The 18,451-nt window shown below is 41.2% G+C and carries 17 protein-coding genes and 1 tRNA gene; 6 read left to right on the top strand and 12 right to left on the bottom strand.

The window, feature by feature from the left end; all coding sequences use genetic code 11:
• Nucleotides 1–88: 88 nt before the first annotated feature.
• From ruvA to ABXT41_RS01730, 5 genes are all read right to left on the bottom strand, one after another.
• Nucleotides 89–727 (bottom strand): Holliday junction branch migration protein RuvA, encoded by a 639-nt coding sequence (gene ruvA, locus ABXT41_RS01750; RefSeq protein ID WP_415391124.1) that lies wholly within the window; start codon nucleotides 725–727, stop codon nucleotides 89–91.
• 18 nt (nucleotides 728–745) lie between these two features.
• On the bottom strand, nucleotides 746–1,294 hold the full coding sequence (ruvC, locus tag ABXT41_RS01745) for a crossover junction endodeoxyribonuclease RuvC (protein ID WP_415391123.1): 549 nt from the start codon (nucleotides 1,292–1,294) through the stop codon (nucleotides 746–748).
• 167 nt (nucleotides 1,295–1,461) lie between these two features.
• Nucleotides 1,462–2,004 carry a hypothetical protein gene (locus tag ABXT41_RS01740; RefSeq protein WP_415391122.1) on the bottom strand — a complete coding sequence of 181 codons (543 nt, stop codon included), beginning with the start codon at nucleotides 2,002–2,004 and terminating at the stop codon, nucleotides 1,462–1,464.
• Between the two features lie 116 nt (nucleotides 2,005–2,120).
• Complete coding sequence (gene aspS, locus ABXT41_RS01735) at nucleotides 2,121–3,893, bottom strand: aspartate--tRNA ligase (protein WP_415391121.1); 1,773 nt, start codon at nucleotides 3,891–3,893, stop codon at nucleotides 2,121–2,123.
• A 183-nt stretch (nucleotides 3,894–4,076) separates the two neighbouring features.
• Entirely contained in the window at nucleotides 4,077–4,511 is a 435-nt protein-coding gene (locus ABXT41_RS01730; RefSeq protein WP_415391120.1) for an HIT domain-containing protein, read from the bottom strand.
• 86 nt (nucleotides 4,512–4,597) lie between these two features.
• On the opposite strand from ABXT41_RS01730, the gene ABXT41_RS01725 reads away from it, so the two are divergent.
• Nucleotides 4,598–6,349 carry a proline--tRNA ligase gene (locus tag ABXT41_RS01725; RefSeq protein ID WP_415391119.1) on the top strand — a complete coding sequence of 584 codons (1,752 nt, stop codon included), beginning with the start codon at nucleotides 4,598–4,600 and terminating at the stop codon, nucleotides 6,347–6,349.
• A 36-nt stretch (nucleotides 6,350–6,385) separates the two neighbouring features.
• Here ABXT41_RS01725 and secF read toward each other — a convergent pair whose 3' ends face one another.
• The 4 genes from secF to queA form a co-directional block, all read right to left on the bottom strand.
• A complete protein-coding gene (secF, locus tag ABXT41_RS01720; RefSeq protein ID WP_415391118.1) occupies nucleotides 6,386–7,303 on the bottom strand; it encodes a protein translocase subunit SecF in 918 nt (305 codons plus the stop codon).
• Nucleotides 7,304–7,313: 10 nt separating this feature from the next.
• Nucleotides 7,314–9,176: a protein translocase subunit SecD gene (secD, locus tag ABXT41_RS01715; protein WP_415391117.1), complete on the bottom strand. Its 1,863-nt coding sequence runs from the start codon at nucleotides 9,174–9,176 to the stop codon at nucleotides 7,314–7,316.
• A 216-nt stretch (nucleotides 9,177–9,392) separates the two neighbouring features.
• Nucleotides 9,393–10,508 carry a tRNA guanosine(34) transglycosylase Tgt gene (gene tgt, locus ABXT41_RS01710; protein ID WP_415391116.1) on the bottom strand — a complete coding sequence of 372 codons (1,116 nt, stop codon included), beginning with the start codon at nucleotides 10,506–10,508 and terminating at the stop codon, nucleotides 9,393–9,395.
• On the bottom strand, nucleotides 10,498–11,586 hold the full coding sequence (gene queA / locus ABXT41_RS01705; protein WP_415391115.1) for a tRNA preQ1(34) S-adenosylmethionine ribosyltransferase-isomerase QueA: 1,089 nt from the start codon (nucleotides 11,584–11,586) through the stop codon (nucleotides 10,498–10,500). The genes tgt and queA overlap by 11 nt, the downstream gene beginning before the upstream one ends.
• 154 nt (nucleotides 11,587–11,740) lie before the next feature.
• On the opposite strand from queA, the gene ABXT41_RS01700 reads away from it, so the two are divergent.
• Both ABXT41_RS01700 and ABXT41_RS01695 read left to right on the top strand, forming a co-directional pair.
• A tRNA-Leu gene (locus ABXT41_RS01700) sits at nucleotides 11,741–11,827 on the top strand.
• Between the two features lie 824 nt (nucleotides 11,828–12,651).
• On the top strand, nucleotides 12,652–13,053 hold the full coding sequence (locus ABXT41_RS01695; protein ID WP_415391114.1) for a hypothetical protein: 402 nt from the start codon (nucleotides 12,652–12,654) through the stop codon (nucleotides 13,051–13,053).
• Nucleotides 13,054–13,084: 31 nt separating this feature from the next.
• Here ABXT41_RS01695 and ABXT41_RS01690 read toward each other — a convergent pair whose 3' ends face one another.
• Nucleotides 13,085–13,360 (bottom strand): polyhydroxyalkanoic acid system family protein, encoded by a 276-nt coding sequence (locus ABXT41_RS01690; RefSeq protein WP_415391113.1) that lies wholly within the window; start codon nucleotides 13,358–13,360, stop codon nucleotides 13,085–13,087.
• A gap of 140 nt (nucleotides 13,361–13,500) precedes the next feature.
• On the opposite strand from ABXT41_RS01690, the gene ABXT41_RS01685 reads away from it, so the two are divergent.
• Complete coding sequence (locus ABXT41_RS01685) at nucleotides 13,501–13,959, top strand: RDD family protein (RefSeq protein WP_415391112.1); 459 nt, start codon at nucleotides 13,501–13,503, stop codon at nucleotides 13,957–13,959.
• 61 nt (nucleotides 13,960–14,020) lie between these two features.
• On the opposite strand, the gene lptG is transcribed toward ABXT41_RS01685, so the two are convergent.
• Nucleotides 14,021–15,253, bottom strand: a complete 1,233-nt coding sequence (lptG, locus tag ABXT41_RS01680; RefSeq protein WP_415391111.1) for an LPS export ABC transporter permease LptG — start codon at nucleotides 15,251–15,253, stop codon at nucleotides 14,021–14,023.
• Nucleotides 15,253–16,359, bottom strand: a complete 1,107-nt coding sequence (gene lptF, locus ABXT41_RS01675) for an LPS export ABC transporter permease LptF (RefSeq protein ID WP_415391110.1) — start codon at nucleotides 16,357–16,359, stop codon at nucleotides 15,253–15,255. Before lptF ends, lptG begins: the two co-directional genes overlap by 1 nt.
• A gap of 124 nt (nucleotides 16,360–16,483) precedes the next feature.
• On the opposite strand from lptF, the gene ABXT41_RS01670 reads away from it, so the two are divergent.
• Nucleotides 16,484–17,980: a leucyl aminopeptidase gene (locus tag ABXT41_RS01670; protein ID WP_415391109.1), complete on the top strand. Its 1,497-nt coding sequence runs from the start codon at nucleotides 16,484–16,486 to the stop codon at nucleotides 17,978–17,980.
• Nucleotides 17,973–18,401: a DNA polymerase III subunit chi gene (locus ABXT41_RS01665; RefSeq protein ID WP_415391108.1), complete on the top strand. Its 429-nt coding sequence runs from the start codon at nucleotides 17,973–17,975 to the stop codon at nucleotides 18,399–18,401. The genes ABXT41_RS01670 and ABXT41_RS01665 overlap by 8 nt, the downstream gene beginning before the upstream one ends.
• Nucleotides 18,402–18,451 lie beyond the last annotated feature (50 nt).

Raw genomic sequence — 18,451 nt, 5'->3', positions numbered from 1 at the left:
TTTTAATTATATCTTTATATAAGGAAGAGATCCTATGAGAACCGTTCAAAAAATTATCTTCTGTTAGCGCTTTCTCTATAAGACAAAGTCAGATTTTCACCATACTCTTGAGGGCCAATCGAATTAATTTTTCACTGACTTGCTCGCTATTGCTATCTTTTTCTTCATCAAAACTTCGTGCAGCAGCACCAATCATTCGAGATGCTTCTTGAGGCTTATATCCTAACGCAATTAACACGCTTTCAGCTTCCTCTTGGGCGTCCAACCTACCACGGAACGACACTCCACCAGAAACATTTTCCGAGGCAGCTGCATCCCCAAAAGAAGCAGGCAAGCGATCACGCACCTCAATTATTAAACGCTCTGCAGTCTTTTTTCCAACGCCCGGAAGCTTAACTAATCTTTCTGTATCATTCGCCTGCACTGATTCATAAAAATCTTTAGTTGTCATACCCGACAGTATAGTTAAAGCCATCTTTGGCCCAACACCATTAACTTTTATGAGCATACGAAATAACTCACGTTCACTAAATTCACTAAATCCATATAGCTGCTGGACATCTTCTCTAACAACCATATGAGCGTAAAGGGTAGTCTTTTCACCGCAATTTGGCAGCGCAAAAAAAGTAGTTAGAGAAACCAGCAACTCATAACCAACACCCTGTACATCAACCAGCAATTCTGGTGCTTTCTTCTCTAGCAAGATCCCTGAAATTCTACCAATCAAATAAATATCCTCATAAAATCAACCAAGTGGAGTGGCGACTCGTTTAAGTCTTCCCTTCGAATAACGATACGATCCACCTAAAGCCAATCCCATCGAATTAGTTTGAGCATGGCAAAGCGCCACTGCAAGAGCGTCGGCTGCATCCTCAGCAGGCGCAGACGGCAGTCCTAATATATGCTTAACCATATGCTGAACTTGCTCTTTGCTGGCTGCCCCGCTTCCAACAACTGACTTCTTTACTGTGCGAGCAGCATATTCCCCTATAGCCAGTCCTGCTGCAGCACCAGCCACGATAGCCGCCCCTCTAGCTTGACCTAGTTTTAGGGCAGCACTGGGGTCGCGAGCAAGAAAAACTTCCTCTATAGCCATTTCTTCTGGTTGGTACTGTTGAATTAACTGGGAGATACTATCAAAAATTATCTTTAAGCGGGCAGGCAATGCTCCGGATGGTAGGCGAACGATTCCGCTGGTAACGTATTCAATTTTAGAGCCAGCCTGAGCCCCTGTCTTGATAATACCAAAGCCAGTTTTACGAGAGCCAGGATCCACACCTAAAATCAAAGACATACAACCGCCATCATTCGAATACTGTATATTGTCACAGTATCTTAAAAAATAAAAAAAACAACCCTAATTTTTTCAAGACAGTTTTTATTTTTGTAAATTCATAGATTTTTTGGTAAAAAAAAGCGGCCTAAAAGCCGCTTAAGAAAAACTCTGTATGTCTAAATACATTACTCTTTTTTTGTAGCTGGTTTTTTTATAGCTGGTTTTTTTATAGCTGGTTTTTTTATAGCTGGTTTTTTTGCAACCACTTCTTCAGCAACCACTTCTTCAGCAACCACTTCTTCAGCAACCACTTCTTCAGCAACCACTTCTTCAGCAACCACTTCTTCAACAACCACTTCTTCAGCAACCACTTCTTCAGCAACCACTTCTTCAGCAACCACTTCTTCAGCAACCACTTCTTCAGCAACCACTTCTTCAGCAACCACTTCTTCAGCAACCACTTCTTCAGCAACCACTTCTTCAGCAACCACTTCTTCAGCAACCACTTCTTCAGCAACCACTTCTTCAGCAACCACTTCTTCAGCAACCACTTCTTCAGCAACCACTTCTTCAGCAACAACAACAGCCTGCTTAATTATTCCAGCTTCTACAAGAACATTTACTTTATCTATTCCATTTATAATCTTTTTAAAAGCATCTTCTACCGCGTAACGTCCAGAACGCTTTTGATAAATAGTGTACTCATCAGTCTTTTTTAATACTTTCATCTTTCTCTCCTTAGATTACTCGTTGGTTTTTAAGTGCATCTTTCTTTAATTTAATTTAGTCCTACCAATATAGATAAGCGAACCGGTCAACCTATTAAACTCAAGCTACTAGAGATTTAAACTACTTTTTTCTTTTCTTTGAGTTGTATATTCATCTCTCTTAGTTGCTTGACATCAGCATATCCTGGGGCATCAGTTAGGAGACAAGCGGCTGTTTGAGTCTTAGGAAAAGCAATAACATCACGAATAGAATCGCTGCCTGTCATAAGCATAACAAGTCGGTCTAAGCCAAAGGCCAAGCCACCATGAGGGGGGCACCCATAACTTAATGCCTCCAAGAGAAATCCAAATTTTTCTTGGGCATCCTTATCGTTAATCCCAAGAATATCAAATACTGACTTCTGCATCTCTAGGTTATGAATACGTATAGACCCACCACCAAGCTCAGTGCCATTTATTACCATATCATAAGCTGCTGATAGGGCTTCCCCCGGATTGCTTGCTAACTCCTGAGGAGTGCAAGATGGTCGAGTAAACGGATGATGTAATGATGTCCAGCCGCCCTCTTCAGTTTCTTCAAACATAGGGAAATCAACGACCCATAGAGGCGCCCATCCACAGGTATACAAATCTAAATCTTCACCCAGCTTGCACCGCAAAGCACCCAAAGCGTCAGAAACAATTTTCTCTTTATCTGCACCAAAGAAAATTAAATCACCATTTTCTGCTTCTGTGCGCTCAAGTATTGCTGCACGCACCTCGGAAGGAAGGAATTTAACAATTGGTGATTGTAGGCCTTCTTCTAGGTCATCCTTATTGTTCACCTTAATGTAGGCTAAACCTCTGGCACCATATATACCTACAAATGAGGTATAGTCATCGATTTGTTTTCGGCTAATAGTGCTTCCTCCGGGAACACGTAAAGCGGTAACGCGGCCTTTCGGATCTTTGGCTGGACCAGAAAAAACTTTAAACTCCACACCAATCATTAGATCTTTAATTTCTACTAGCTCAAGAGGTATTCTCAAATCTGGCTTATCGCTGCCATACCTAATCATTGCCTCGCTATATGGCATACGAGGGAAATCTCCTAGGTCGGCGCCCAGTAGCTCTTGAAAAACAGAGCGAATCATTCCCTCACTAACTTCCATAACCTCCTCTTCGCTAATAAAAGAGCCTTCAATATCTATCTGGGTAAACTCAGGCTGACGGTCAGCACGTAAATCTTCGTCACGAAAGCATTTTGCGATCTGATAGTACTTGTCTACGCCAGCAACCATAAGGAGCTGCTTAAACAATTGTGGGGATTGAGGTAAAGCAAAAAACTTTCCTACATGGGTGCGACTAGGAACAAGGTAATCTCTAGCTCCTTCAGGAGTAGCTCGAGTCAAAATAGGGGTCTCAATATCCAGAAAACCTTTTCCATCAAGATGATTTCGCATTGTAGCGGTCACCTTAGAACGAAAAAGCAGATTCTTTAACATTTCAGGACGACGCAAATCCATATAACGATACTTTAAACGAACATCTTCCCCTACTTTACTATGCTCATCTAGCGGGAAAGGTGGCGTCTCAGAAGCATTTAATATTTCTAACTCTAGCCCATATACCTCTATTTCGCCCGTTGGCATCTCAGAATTAACTGTCTCTGAGGAGCGGGCCCGGACTTTACCTTTTACCTTAAGCACATACTCACTACGCACCGTATCGGCAGAACTAAAATGCTCGCCTCCATCTGAATCAAAAACTACCTGAACGATCCCTTCACGATCACGAAGGTCAATAAAAATAACACCGCCATGGTCCCTTCGGCGATGCACCCAACCACAAATTGTGATTTCTTGATTAATGTTCTTGGAAGTAAGAGCACCGCAATAAATTGTACGCATTATTTTTCCCATATTAATACAAGCTCTGCTGAAGAGCCTGTCCATACCTATAGAGTTATAGCCCTATAGGTATGGATCTCAAAAATTCTGGCATTATACATCATGAAAACGGGCGCTAGAAGAACAGATCTTGTCTCATGATCGCGAGCCGAAGATCTGCAACGATAGATTAGCGCACATCTTTCAGATTGGGCGCTCGATAAAACTAAAGTCTTTTCCGGCAAGAGACAGGCCCATTGACTTAATTCGAAGCTGCAGTTTATCTTTTTTGTATTCAGTCTGAGGCGCAGCAGCCCATACCGGATTCGGCCAAGAAGCATCGTTCTTATAGCGAGCAACATGATGCACATGCAACTGAGGAACCATGTTACCTAAAGCTGCAATGTTAATCTTGTCAGGCGCAAACAATTTCGCCATCGTTTCAGCCAATAAACAAGATTCTTTTATTAGCTGCATTCTTTCTTGATTCGACAAATGGTAAATTTCTGTAATATCAGGTTTTTTTGGCACCAAAATAAACCAAGGATAACTTGCATCTCGATGAATAAGAAGATTTGATAGCTCAAATTCACCAACAGGTATACTATCCTGAATTAACCGGGGGTGGAGCTTAAACATTTAAATACCTCCCTACTTTATATCAATACATACGGGCATCGTAAAATACTCTCTTTTGCGTTAACCGCCAAGATAAAGAATAGATTATGCGCGCTAGCAAATTTCTCATTACCACAAAGAAAGAAATCCCTTCTGATGCAGAAGTCATTAGCCATCAGCTAATGTTGCGAGCAGGAATGATTCGAAAGTTAACCTCAGGCCTATATACCTGGCTTCCCATAGGATTACGCGTGCTACGCAAAGTGGAAGCTATCATTAGAGAAGAAATGGATAGATCTGGGGCGCAAGAAGTCCTGATGCCTATAACCCAACCTGCCGAAATTTGGAAAAAATCAGGTCGCTGGAAAGAGTACGGCCCAGAGCTTCTTCGAATAAAAGATAGGCATGATCGATCTTTTTGCCTAGGCCCAACTCACGAAGAGGTCATCACTGACTTGGTTGGGCACGAAATTCAAAGCTACAAACAACTACCCGTTACTTTTTATCAAATACAAACTAAGTTTCGGGACGAAAGACGTCCTCGTTTTGGCGTTATGCGATCTAGAGAATTTTTAATGAAAGATGCTTATTCTTTTCATGCCTCTGAAGAAAGTCTTCGCCACACATACGAGTTGATGCATCAAACCTATACTAATATTTTCAAACGAATAGGCTTAGATTTTAGGTCTGTTATTGCTGACACTGGTAGCATTGGCGGAAATCATTCACATGAATTTCACGTTTTGGCCGCATCCGGTGAAGATGCTATTGCTTTTTCAACTAAAAGTGATTTTGCAGCGAACATTGAGACAACTAAAGCGGTTAACCTAGAGAAAAAGACCTCAAACAACAGACAGCAACTACAAAAAATTGAAATATCACACCAACATAGTACTGTAGGGACAAATAAGCTCCCAGATACAGATAAAGTCCAAACAATTAAGATAATAATTGTGCTGGCTGAGCCCGATATAATACTATCTAACGATGATCAGGCTATTTCGATCAATCCATTAGCGGCGTTGATCTTGCGTGATGATCATGAGCTCAATACTGTTAAATCTCAAAAAATTAGTGGCATCAAATCACCACTGACTTTAGCGAGCCAAGAGATCATCAAAAAACAATTCGGTTGTGATATCAGCTTCTTGGGACCGGTAGGTCTTAACATCCCTGTGATTGCTGACCATGCTGCTAGCCAGTTAATTGACTTTACATGTGGAGCTAACAAAGATGGTTTCTATCTTACAGGAGTCAACTGGGAGCGCGACTGCCCAGATGTAAGAGTCGAAGATATTAGGAATGCCGTCCAAGGAGACCCTAGTCCAGATGGTCGAGGAGTATTAGATATCAAGCGTGGTATAGAGGTTGGGCATATCTTTCAACTGGGGGCTAAATATAGTAAAACTATGAACGCAACAGTGCTCAACGAAGAAGGTAAGGAACAGACGATGTTTATGGGTTGCTATGGAATCGGGGTCAGTAGAATTGTAGCTGCTGCTATTGAGCAAAATAATGATGCCAGCGGTATTGTATGGCCAGATGCATTGGCGCCTTTTCAAATTGCATTGATCCCTATCAATATGCAAAAATCTGAGCAAGTAAAAATAGTTTGCGAAAAAATTCACTCTGAGCTTGTAGGTTTAGGGTTCGATGTTCTCTTTATGGATCAAGACAAATCGCGCCTAGGCGTCATGTTATCAACCGTTGAGCTTATCGGCCTACCTCATTGCATAGTGGTTGGGGAAAGAAGTTTAGAGCAAGGAGTCGTTGAATACCGCAATCGCCGATATTCAGAAAACCAGAATATCTCTCTCACAGATCTCAATCAATTTTTACTCCAGAATATAAAACGCTAAGCCATTAATCAGATCAATAAGCGCCGCTTTATTTAGCTAGGGTAGCTCATTTATCTCTGCGTCCTCTTTTTCAGAAGGCATTAAATCTTCTCGCTGTAGGCCTAAGGTAAGAAGCATGTTTGATGCCACATAAATTGACGAGTAAGTTCCAATAAAAACACCCACTATTAACGCAATAGCAAAATTATGAATCAACTCTCCACCAAATAAGAATAATGACACTAGCACCAGCAGTGTAGTCAGGGATGTTACTAAGGTGCGACCAAGAGTTTGGGTTAATGATTTGTTAATTACTGTTTCGATATTAGAAATACGCAACAATCGTAAATTTTCTCGAATCCTGTCAGATACAACTATGGTGTCATTCAGCGAATATCCTATAACTGCTAATACTGCAGCTAAAACAGTAAGATCAAATTCCAAGCCGGTAACGGAGAAAAATCCAAGGGTGATAATTACATCGTGAGCCAGCGCAACGACCGCACCTAAAGAAAACTTATATTGAAACCGAATAGCGATATACATCATAACAACCAGCAAGGCTACAAGCATGCCAAGGCCACCATCCTCTCGTAGCTCTTCCCCTACCTGAGGCCCCACAAAGTCGACTCGACGTAAAACAACATTAGGCTGGTTGGTTTGAAGTGCTTGTAGGACCGCATCAGACAAGCCTGATTCAGGCTTTCCCTGCATGCGAATAAGGACATCTCTCTCAGACCCAAAGTGGACAACAACGGGAGCCTCAAAGCCGGCTTTAGTTAGCTGGGCTCGGATATCTATCAAATTAGCTGACTCTTGATAGCCCACTTCAATCTGAGTGCCACCAGTAAAATCTAACCCTAGAACCAACCCTTTGGTGCCAAAAGAAACAATAGATCCAATAATTAGAAAAATAGAAAGAATGAACGCTACTTTCCGCTGACCCATAAAATTAACAACACTATCAGTGATCATATCAGCTTTCCTAAATCCAGATTTTTTCTATGGTGCGATTACCATAACTCAAGTTAACTAACGCTCTGGTGACAATAATAGCCGTAAACATGGACACTAAAATACCGATGGAAAGAGTCACCGCAAACCCCTGTACGGGGCCAGACCCAATAACAAAAAGAATAATAGCAACTATAAGAGTTGTTACATTAGCATCTACAATTGAAACAAAGGCTCGATCGTATCCAGCATTAATAGCAGACTGAGCAGGTAAACCGGAGGCTAGCTCTTCTTTGATTCGCGAAAATATAAGCACATTTGCATCTACCGCTATCCCTACTGTCAAAACAATGCCGGCAATACCAGGTAATGTTAAAGTTGCCTCAAGCAGTGACATGAAGGCCATCAAAATCAATAAGTTTAAAGTCAAAGCGATATTAGCAAAAAGACCGAATAGCTTGTAATAAATTAACATAAAAGCAATTACAAGAAGCATACCAATCGTTACAGATTTGACACCCAAAGAAATATTTTCAGCTCCCAGCGATGGACCAATAGTCCTCTCTTCTACAAAATACATTGGGGCGGCCATAGCGCCCGCCCTCAAAAATAATGCTAACTCAGAAGCTTCACGCGGACTAGTCAAGCCGGTAATTTGAAAACCAACACCCAGGGCGCTCTGAATAGTCGCCAAATTGATAATTTTCTTATCGACATAGCGCTCAGAAACGGCTACCCGCTTACCAGTGTCATCAGTGTCATATTTTCTTCCTACCTTGTATTCAATAAACAGGACCCCCAGACGACGTCCAATATTATTTCTAGATATGCGGTGCATTCTGGCGCCACCTTTACTATTTAAGGTAATACTCACATTGGGAGTTCCTTGCTCGTCAAAACCGGCAGAAGCCTTGGACACATGATCACCTGTAATTACCACCGTGCGCTTTAAAAAAGCGTCTTTAATCCCTCTGTCGCGGACATAGTTTTCACTGAATTCAAATCTTTCGCGATTGGTAGATCCAGCTTCCGCCTCTAACCTGAACTCTAAATTTGCCGTTTTACCAATAATTCGTTTAGCCTCGGCAGTATCCTGCACGCCAGGTAGCTCGACAACAACTCTATTTCTTCCCTGGCGCTGAACAACTGGCTCTGACACTCCTAATTCATTCACACGATTACGCAATGTCGTTAAATTTTGGTTAATAGCGTAGTCTTCAATTTTTTTAATTTCTGATTCCAGCATTTCAGAGTGAATGATAAAAAAACCGTTTTCTTCAGTGCTCTTTCTAGTTATGCCTCTAAATTTATTACGCAAAATACTGCTTGCTTTCTCTGCCTCAGCCTTAGTTTTAAAAACACTGACTATTAACCTCCCATTCACTATTTTTACAGACTCGTAACGTAGTTTTTCTTCTCGCATAGCAGCACGCACTTGGGTAACCGTGGTCTCCATTTGCTTTTCTACAACCTCATCAGTATTTACTTCAAGCAAAAAGTGGACTCCTCCTCGAAGATCAAGGCCGAGCTTCATTGGAGAGGCTCCAAATTTAGACAACCATTCTGGAGTTGTTGGAGCCAAATTTAATGCAACAATATAATCAGGGCCAAGCTTATCCTGAATAACTCGCTTTGCAGGCAACTGCTGATCAATATCTTTTAAGCGAAGGAGGCCGTTTTCTCCACTTACTTCTTCACCAAAATATTCAATATTCGCCACTCTTAATGCATTTGTAATTTTATCCATCACCGGCTGGTCAATTACCATTTCTCCGTTCTGCCCAGAGATTTGTAATGCAGGGTCTGCCGCAAAAAGATTAGGTAAGGCATAAACAACACTCATAACTATGGTTACAAGAATAAAAAGATAAGTCTTTAAAGGATAATTATTCATAAAATTGTTCTTTGTGTGGCATAAAAATGATCAAGGCTCGCATTATAGGCTGAAAACAGTCTTCTTGTGAGGCCTGCTAAAGATTATTTTTAGGCTTTTAAAGTAAGAGTCTCTGAAAAACTACTCTTTTTTTCAATGCTACACTTAATAAAATAAAATCAATCAGCTCTTACTGAAAAAGCAGCAGGCAGCTGCCATTGGTTGTCCTTTAATTAATTAAAGTCCTTGTTCCTGATAAAATTGTGCTGAAAAATCATCTAATCGATGCTCTTTTATCGCTTGGCGTACATCTGTCATGAAATTCTGATAATAACGTAGGTTATGAATAGTATTTAACTGCGCTCCAAGCATTTCTCCACATTTCTCTAAATGATGGAGGTATGCGCGGCTAAAATTTTTACAGGTGTAGCAATCACATTTTTTGTCTAACGGCCCAACATCATATCGATATTGTGCATTTTTAATTTTAACCACACCACAACTAGTAAATAAATGGCCATTACGTGCATTACGTGTAGGCATAACGCAGTCAAACATATCAATACCGTGCTTTACTGCCTCCAGAATATCCAATGGTTTCCCCACACCCATCAAATAACGGGGCTTATTGTTGGGCATTTTAGGTGTCAGTGCATCCAACACCCTAAGCATGTCTTCTTTGGGCTCGCCCACAGAAAGGCCACCAACGGCATAACCATCAAACTCTAACTTTTCAAGACCCGTTAAAGATAATTCGCGTAAATTTTCATACATGCCACCTTGGACAATTCCGAATAATGCGGAAGAACTATCGTCATGTGCTTTCTTACTGCGCTCTGCCCAACGTAAAGATAGCTCCATAGAGGCTCGCGCGTCTTTCTCTGATGCAGGATAAGGCGTGCACTCATCAAAGATCATTACAATATCAGCTCCCAGGTCCTTTTGGACCTGCATTGAGGTCTCTGGGTCCAAAAACACTGGGCTGCCATCAACAGGAGAGCGGAAAGAGACGCCTTTATCAGTAATTTTTCGAATCGATCCCAAGCTGAAAACTTGAAAGCCTCCAGAGTCAGTAAGGATTGGACCATGCCACTGCATAAAATCATGCAAATCTCCATGAGATTTGATTACCTCTGTTCCAGGCCTCAACATCAAATGAAAAGTATTACCTAAAACTATTTGGGCGCCAATATCTTTAATATCTCGTGGCAACATACCTTTCACTGTGCCGCACGTCCCAACAGGCATAAAAGCGGGTGTTTCTACATTGCCTCGAGGAAACTTAAGTCTACCTCTCCGAGCATTGCCGTCTGTAGCGTCCAACTCAAAAGACATTAAGCACTTACGTCTCATTTAAAATATCCCTTGAATACACTTTGGTGATCGGTAGTTCGTTGACTGCATTTAAGTTACGAGTTAAAAACATGGCATCGCCATAACTAAAGAATCTGTATTTTTTGTCAATAGCTTGATGGTAAGCGTTCATTATCTCAGAATATCCTGAAAATGCGCTAACTAGCATTAATAGTGTAGACTCAGGCAAATGAAAGTTTGTCACCATGGCATCCACCACCTGAAATTCATAGCCGGGATAAATAAATATATCTGTTTCACCCTTCATGGGCCTAAGGACTCCATCAGCAGCTGCACTTTCTAGGCAGCGGACACTAGTCGTTCCAACAGCAATTACACGCCCTCCTCGCTGGCGTGTTGCTACTACTTTTTCGCAAACACTCAAAGGTACATCTATCACTTCTGAGTGCATTACATGCTCATGAATGCTATCAACGCGCACAGGCTGAAATGTTCCAGCACCGACATGCAATGTGACATATGCCATGTCAACACCCAAGAGGGACAGTTGTTCTAGTATCTCTAAATCAAAATGCAGTCCTGCAGTTGGTGCAGCTACTGCGCCAGGTGTTCTAGCATACACCGTCTGATAACGCTCCCTATCAACAGCTTGGTCAGCTCGTTCTATATAAGGAGGAAGAGGTGTATGGCCTGTAGATTCAAGTATGTTCATCACGGATTGGTCGCTAAGAAATCTAACCATAAATAAACTTTCTTGACGGGTTTCAACTATAGCTTCAATTCCACCATCAAATATGATTACTGTGCCAACTTTAGGCGACTTGCTGGCACGCAAATGAGCTAAAACTCTTTGGTCGTCAACCAGTCTTTCTACCAACATTTCTATCTTGCCGCCAGTATCTTTTAATCCAAATAATCTTGCAGGTATAACCTTAGTGTCATTAAAAACCATCAAGTCTCCAGGCTTCACTAAAGAGACAATTTCATAAAATGATTTATGCTTAATTTGCCCATCCTGAGACCCCAGAATCAGCATTCTGCTTCCTCTGCGCTCAACGCTTGGCTCATGGGCTATTAGGTCGACTGGTAATTCGTAGTTAAAATATTCTCGTCGCATAACAGGTTGTATGTCGCTCTCATTGAATGCAAAGTCCGCAAGGGTAATAGAAATAGGAGTCCATAGCTAGCGTCTCTGAGATTAAGCGCTCCGTTAGGCGAGCGGTATATTCTCACTTGCTTCTACGAAGGTCACTGCTATAATCGTGCTCCGTGCCAGAGTGGTGAAATTGGTATACACAGGGGATTCAAAATCCCCCGCCCTTAAAAGCGTGCCGGTTCGAGTCCGGCCTCTGGTACCACTCCTTATTTTTCTTTAGTCCAAGCCTGTCCATATGGCTCTTTAGTAAATTTTAACTTTAAAGTAAGTATATGATTTAATTAATTAATAATACAGCTGTCTAGTATTAGACTTTGTCATACATTGGCAGCCTGAAATAATTGTTGGTATATTTTTTGGTATCGTTTTTAAAATAACCTATTAGATAGCAAGATACCCGAAAAATATCCGGGCACTTTTGAAGCAATCTGGTGGCAATAGGTGCTAAAAGCCATATGTCAACTCAGAAGTCACTCATCAAATCCTCTCTGAGGCTGGCCGCAAAGGCGCTCTATCAAGACTTGGCGCCTGCCTAATATTTAGCTACAACCGCTAATGTCTGATGTGCTTGGATTAAAAAGGAGAGTTGAGCAACCGTCTTCTTGAACTCGCCTAGTTCTACTAATTCCTCACGAAGAGAACTTATAGCTTTCTCGGCCTTATCAGCCCTATCCTTGCTAGCAGACGTCCTTTTTTTAGCTTAGAAATCTGGAAGTTCACCTGTGAATATCTAGTAGAATCTTTTGTGCTAGTTTTTTGGGTGGGCACAGAAGATCGATGGGACTTTCCAAATTGATAATTCAATCCTGCCCTAAAGACCACTGAAGGAAGACTACAAAGGACTAGAAGCTTTATATGCTTCAAATTATAAGAGCTTCTTTGTGCAGCAAAAAGCCAACTATTTTTTATATGAAGATAACTTGTGTAAGATAGGCTATGATTTGAGTTGTTGTAAAAAAATACTGGGATTTAGCCATCATCCATGTGTCAACCAAGCTAATGCCTACATCATGAGACATAATTTTTATGAACAAATTTGCACTGATTGTGCTGTCTAGTCTTTTCTTTTTTACGGCGAACTCTTACGCCAATGATGGAGAACTTTACACTTGCCCCGTGAAGGAAGTATACAAAACCGGGGCTGGCAGATCTATCGATATGCCTGGAGGCACTGTCAAATTTACAATTAATGGGGAAAAAATTGTTGTAACTAACCCTAGCGTTAACGGTTTCGGTTCGATCCCATTAACTATAATACAAAGAAATGGAAATCAAATTAAAGCAAGAAGCGACACCGTCATGTTTACATATAAGGTCGTATCTCGGGAATTTGTGATTCATACCGGCATTGCCCCTATGAAATTTGATGTAGACGTGGGCCATAAAGGTAGGCAAATGAGGATTTTTGGGGTATGTAATCCGCAATAGATTTTTCTTTTTGTACCAAGAAAGAGATTATTTATGTAATGTAATCATCCAAATAACTATTTATCTCTAACTCTATTTTTCCCCTGATCGCGCTCATTAGAAGTCCTAGCTTAACCTCAACTTTTACCATGGACTTATCAAAACTTATTTTAGCGTCTGCCCCGTGATAAGCATAATGAGCCAAATTGCTCTCTAGCTGATAATCTCCACCAAATTTATCTTTGAGTTTTTTGCCGAGCCTTTCAATTAGATCCTGTAGCTGTAGCTCATCCATATTATGATTTTTTTCAATTAAAATTTTGCTCATATTTCAGCCTTATGATTTTATAACCTACCCAAGTAAAAGGTACATTCAGTGCAAATGCAATACTAAGAAAGTCCAAATGATGTCAATGTATTTATTGCTCACAAGAGATACAATTATACTCGACCTAAAGAGTGTTAAACATGAACAAAGAGACCACTAAATTAAAAATATCCGCAAATCTTTTTCGGCGACTCATGGCTATGCTGTACGACTCTTTATTGCTTGTAGGTATTATTTTTGCTTTTGGAATTATTGTTTTTATCTTAAGGCGCTTAGCGGGAGACGACACATTACAGGCGCCGAGTGATGTTGCCCAAAGCATCATCACTCTGGGTATGTGGCTAAGCTGTGCATCATTTTATGTATGGTGCTGGCATCGCAACGGACAAACATTAGGGATGAAGTCATGGAGGCTTCAACTGCAAGATTATGACCAGAAACCTCTTTCTTGGGAAAGATGTTGGTTGCGCTGTATTCTTGCGCATATTTCATTGGTATCTCTTGGGGTCGGCTATTTGTGGTGCATAATTGACAAGAAAGGAAGGTGTTTTCATGATATTTATAGCCAAACTAGAGTCATAGTTTTAGCTAAAAAATAACGCAGCCTAAGCATTCAATCAAAGCTTATGTGGCGATGAGGCTAATTATCTGGAGTCATTCTTAGGAGGCTCGTCTCAATAATATAATCCCTATAAAGGTGCACACCATTGCAGGAAAAATAACTGCGATAAAAGGAGAGAGCCCAAACACAATACTAGCAGGACCAAGTAGATCTTGACTGATTCTAAATACAATTCCCACCACTACTCCAGCAAAGATACGATAGCCCATAGAGACTTGGCGTAATGGCCCAAAGATAAACGAACTTGCGATCAGGATCAAACTGATCACTGTCAGTGGTTGTAAAGCTTTTCGCCAAAAATCTAACTCATACCTAGAGGCATCCTGCCCTTGATGTCTTAAATAATTGCTATGTTTGTTAAGATCTCGCATGGAAAGAGAATCAGAAGGCAGTGAAGCTATATTCAGCAACTCTGGTGATAACTCAGTGCTCCAATCTTGTGTTACAAACGTTTCTACTCGAGTGCTATTTCCTTCAAAATAGGTTACTGCTCCAAGCTCTTCTACCCAGGTTTCACCTTGAAATGAAGCTCTACCTGCAAAGCTAGCCTTCTTTAAAACGTGATTATCATCAAACTGATAGCGAGTTACCCCAAATAATATCCCGCCAGGATAAATTGCATCAAAATGCATAAATTCATTGCCTTCTTTATTCCAAAGACCGCTAGCAGATCCTTGGGATAATTTTCCTTTAGTTAAAAGCATCCGTCGGCTCTCAGCATACTTCTCGGAATAAGGAACAACATATTCACCAAACATCGCACCAAGTAAAACTAGCACCATAATTGGACGAAGAACTATCCACACAATACGAAGCAATGGTACACCAGCAGCACGAATTACGATCAATTCAGAATTATTTGCCAAGCCGCCCAGACCAACAAGGCATCCAATCAAAGAGGCTGTAGGAAGAAATTCATAAATTCTAGCGGGTATAGTTAACGCAACATAAACAACCATCTGGGCAAAAGTATACTCTATGGTGATGTCCCCCACCCCGTCAATCATGGCGCCGATGGCATCAAGAATAACTATAATTAATAACACTAGGCCTATGGAGCCAATAACCGAAATTGCTATGTAAGTCGACAGCCTTTTCATCGACTTAAAATCCCTTAGTACAAAGGCACGCAATTTCTCCCATCTATGAAAAAAACTAACTTCAAATACTTCTTGATTTCGAAAATATTTTGCTGCGTATGTCGGTAGTTTTTTATTCGATACAAAAGTAGATAATTTTCCTACAAGGCGCAAAAAGAAATTCCGATTCATCACTTGGCTACCAAGATATTACGCTGTTTTATCTTTAGCTTAATAGATTGAAAGAACAGCAAAAATAAAGCAATCAATACAAACAATGCGTGGACAACCCATAACCCAACCGCAGGCAGGAGAGCCCCTTCTTCTACCGCACCGCGGGCACTATTTAGCATCACCAAGTAAACCATATAAAGCAATACTGCTGGTATTATCTTAGAAAAGCTTCCTTGTCTTTGGTTTGTTTTACTTAAGGGAACAGCTATCAGACTCATCACCAGCACTAAAATGGGAACAGAAAAACGCCACTGCAAAGCGGCTATATGCGGTAACTCTTTAGAGGCCATTAACTCCGAGGTAGAAAGCGTATCAGTTTTTTTTCTAACACGGCGACTCGAATCCTGCTTTTGCATAGATTGCCCGTATTCCTCAAAACGGGTCATCTGATAATCTGCTTGTCCGGGCATCCCCTGAATGCGATAACCATCCCGAAGAACAAGGTAGTCTACGCCATCATCATCACTCTTTTGTTCACCAGTTTCGGAAACAATTAGGACCAGCTGTTTTCCATCTTCAGCATCAGGGTGATGCTCAGCAAGAAAGACGTCAAGCATCACGCCATCCTCATTTATTTTTTCAGCATAAGTCACTCCTTTTCCCTTTTGGAGTGGGTAAAAATGATTAGCAGCCATGCCATCCAAGTTTCCGCGAGCATTTTGATCCGAAATAAGTATTCCAGCCGCCCGTGTGCCATTAGGCGTAGCATAAAGGCTCAGATAGGACACCAGGAGCGCCACTATTAGCGCCGGGGCCAATGTATAAGCCGCTAATCTGTTTTCACTCATACCGCATGCAATCATGACTGTCATTTCATTTTGAACATATAGGCGCCCATAGGCCAAAAGGATTCCCAAAAAGCACGCAAGAGGTATAATTAATTCCAAAAAACCAGGAAGACGGGCGCCAATAAGAGAAAAAAGGATTCCTGCGTCCATGTCACCCGCAGCAGCCTCTGCAAGATATTTAACAAAACGGCCGCTCATGACGATCATCAGGAGTACCGCGGAAACTGCAAATGCAGACGCTAAAAAGTCACGCGCAAGATAACGAAAAATGAGCAATATAAAAATTCCTGTTATGTTTTAATATAAACTTATATTCCGACGGTCTTTGATACTCAAAGGGGCTCATCTTGCTAAGTGTACGTCGATTTAAACCTCTCACCAACTAAACTTTGGAGAAACAATGCAACTTACTGCCGCTGCCTGCGACCTTCTTACCAAAAAAACTGACTGCCTAGTGCTAGTTCTTGGGAATCAACAAGATGATCCCCCCTTGCAGTCACCAAAACATATAGACACCACAATAGAGGATTTGATCAAAAAATTAAAAGAAAGCGGTGATATTAAGGAAACTATAGGCAGCTCAATCGTAATTAATAATCCTGATGGACTACAAGCGAAAAGGTTACTAATATTTAGCAGTGGCGAGAAATCACTTAATGAGCAGTCATTTATTAAGCTTGCGACAAGTGTTGGAAGTAAACTTATTGGTTTACCTATCAAGGATGCATTGATATCACTAGAAGACATAGCTATTTGCGGACGAGAAAAGACATGGGAGGCACAACAATTTTCTCGAATTCTGGGCGAACAAAACTATTCTTCTGGCTCTCTTAAAACTAGTATCAAAAAAATTCCATCCCTAAAAAAAGTTACTCTTGCCCTATCATCGGCGGTAGATTTACAAAAAATTAAGCAAGCATGTATTTTAGGTTCGTCGATAGCAAAGGGGGTAAATCTGTCTCGATATCTGGGTGATCTACCAGGGAATATATGTACGCCTTCCTATCTAGCCACAGAGGCAGAAAAACTTGCAGCCCAACATCCTCAGGTTGCCTGTAAAATATTAAATGAAAAAGAAATGACAACTCTTGGAATGGGGTCTCTGCTATCAGTCACTGCGGGTACTCAGCAGCCTGCTAAAATGATTATTTTGCAATACTTTGGGGCTAATAAAAAAGATAGTCCTGTCGCACTTGTCGGGAAAGGAGTTACTTTTGATTCCGGAGGAATAAGCCTAAAGTCTGGCGCTGGCATGGATGAAATGAAATATGACATGTGTGGTGCAGCTAGCGTTCTAGGGATTTTTTCTATGCTAATTGACATGAATCTTCGCCTGAATGTAGTTGGTATAATACCTGCCGTAGAAAATATGCCGGGAGGTAGCGCAATCAAACCTGGTGATATCGTTACAAGTATGTCTGGTCAAACTATTGAGATCTTAAATACTGATGCAGAAGGACGACTAATTTTATGTGATGCACTCACATATGCGAACCGATATAAACCAAAAATCATGATAGATATTGCAACCTTGACAGGCGCATGTGTAATGACTTTAGGCGGTCATGCTAGCGCCCTACTCAGCAATAATGATGCGCTCGCAGAGAGTCTAGAAATTGCTGGTAACTCTAGTGGCGACAGGGTTTGGCGGTTACCTCTTTGGGGTGAATACGACAAGCAGCTAAAAAGTAACTTTGCTGATATGGCTAACATCGGGGGGCGAACAGCCGGTACAATTACTGCTGCTTGCTTTCTTGCTCGTTTCATCAAGAATGGTGCCTGGGCTCACCTAGATATCGCTGGGACAGCATGGAAAAGTGGAGCTGACAAAGGCTCCACTGGCAGGCCTGTGCCTTTATTGGCTGAATTTCTAATAAAAGAAGCTAGCAATGACTAATATTATTTTTTATCGCATTACGGGAGACTATGATGCAGCCATATTGCTTGCTTGCAAATTAACTGAAAAAGCTTTTCAGCAAGACCTGCCCGTACTTATTCATTCACCGGAAGAAGCTATATCGGAAAAAATTAATGAAGAGCTGTGGGGTTTCAAGGCGACTGCTTTTCTTCCCCATCAGATTGAAGAATCTCCATCTGCTCCTATTTCTATTAGTCATCATTTAGATCCAGGAAACCATGACGCACTACTTATTAATATGTCCAGTCATGTTACGCCTGACTGGTTTTCTCGCTTTCGAAAAGTGGTAGAAATTGTGTATGATGATGCGCAAGTAATTGAAAAAAAACGTCAGCGTTACAGTTTTTATCAGGGCCGAGGATACCCTATTAAGTACCATGACTTAACTCGAACCGGCTAGCTAAAAAGTAATATTGAACATAAGTTCATCGACGTAGTCATATCTATCCC

Origin of the sequence: Porticoccus sp. Uisw_050_02 (genome assembly GCF_047729555.1) — a bacterium.
Taxonomy (GTDB): Bacteria; Pseudomonadota; Gammaproteobacteria; order Pseudomonadales; family Porticoccaceae; genus Porticoccus.
Note: the sequence above shows the minus strand (reverse complement) of the source record. Positions and strands in the feature narration are given on the sequence as shown.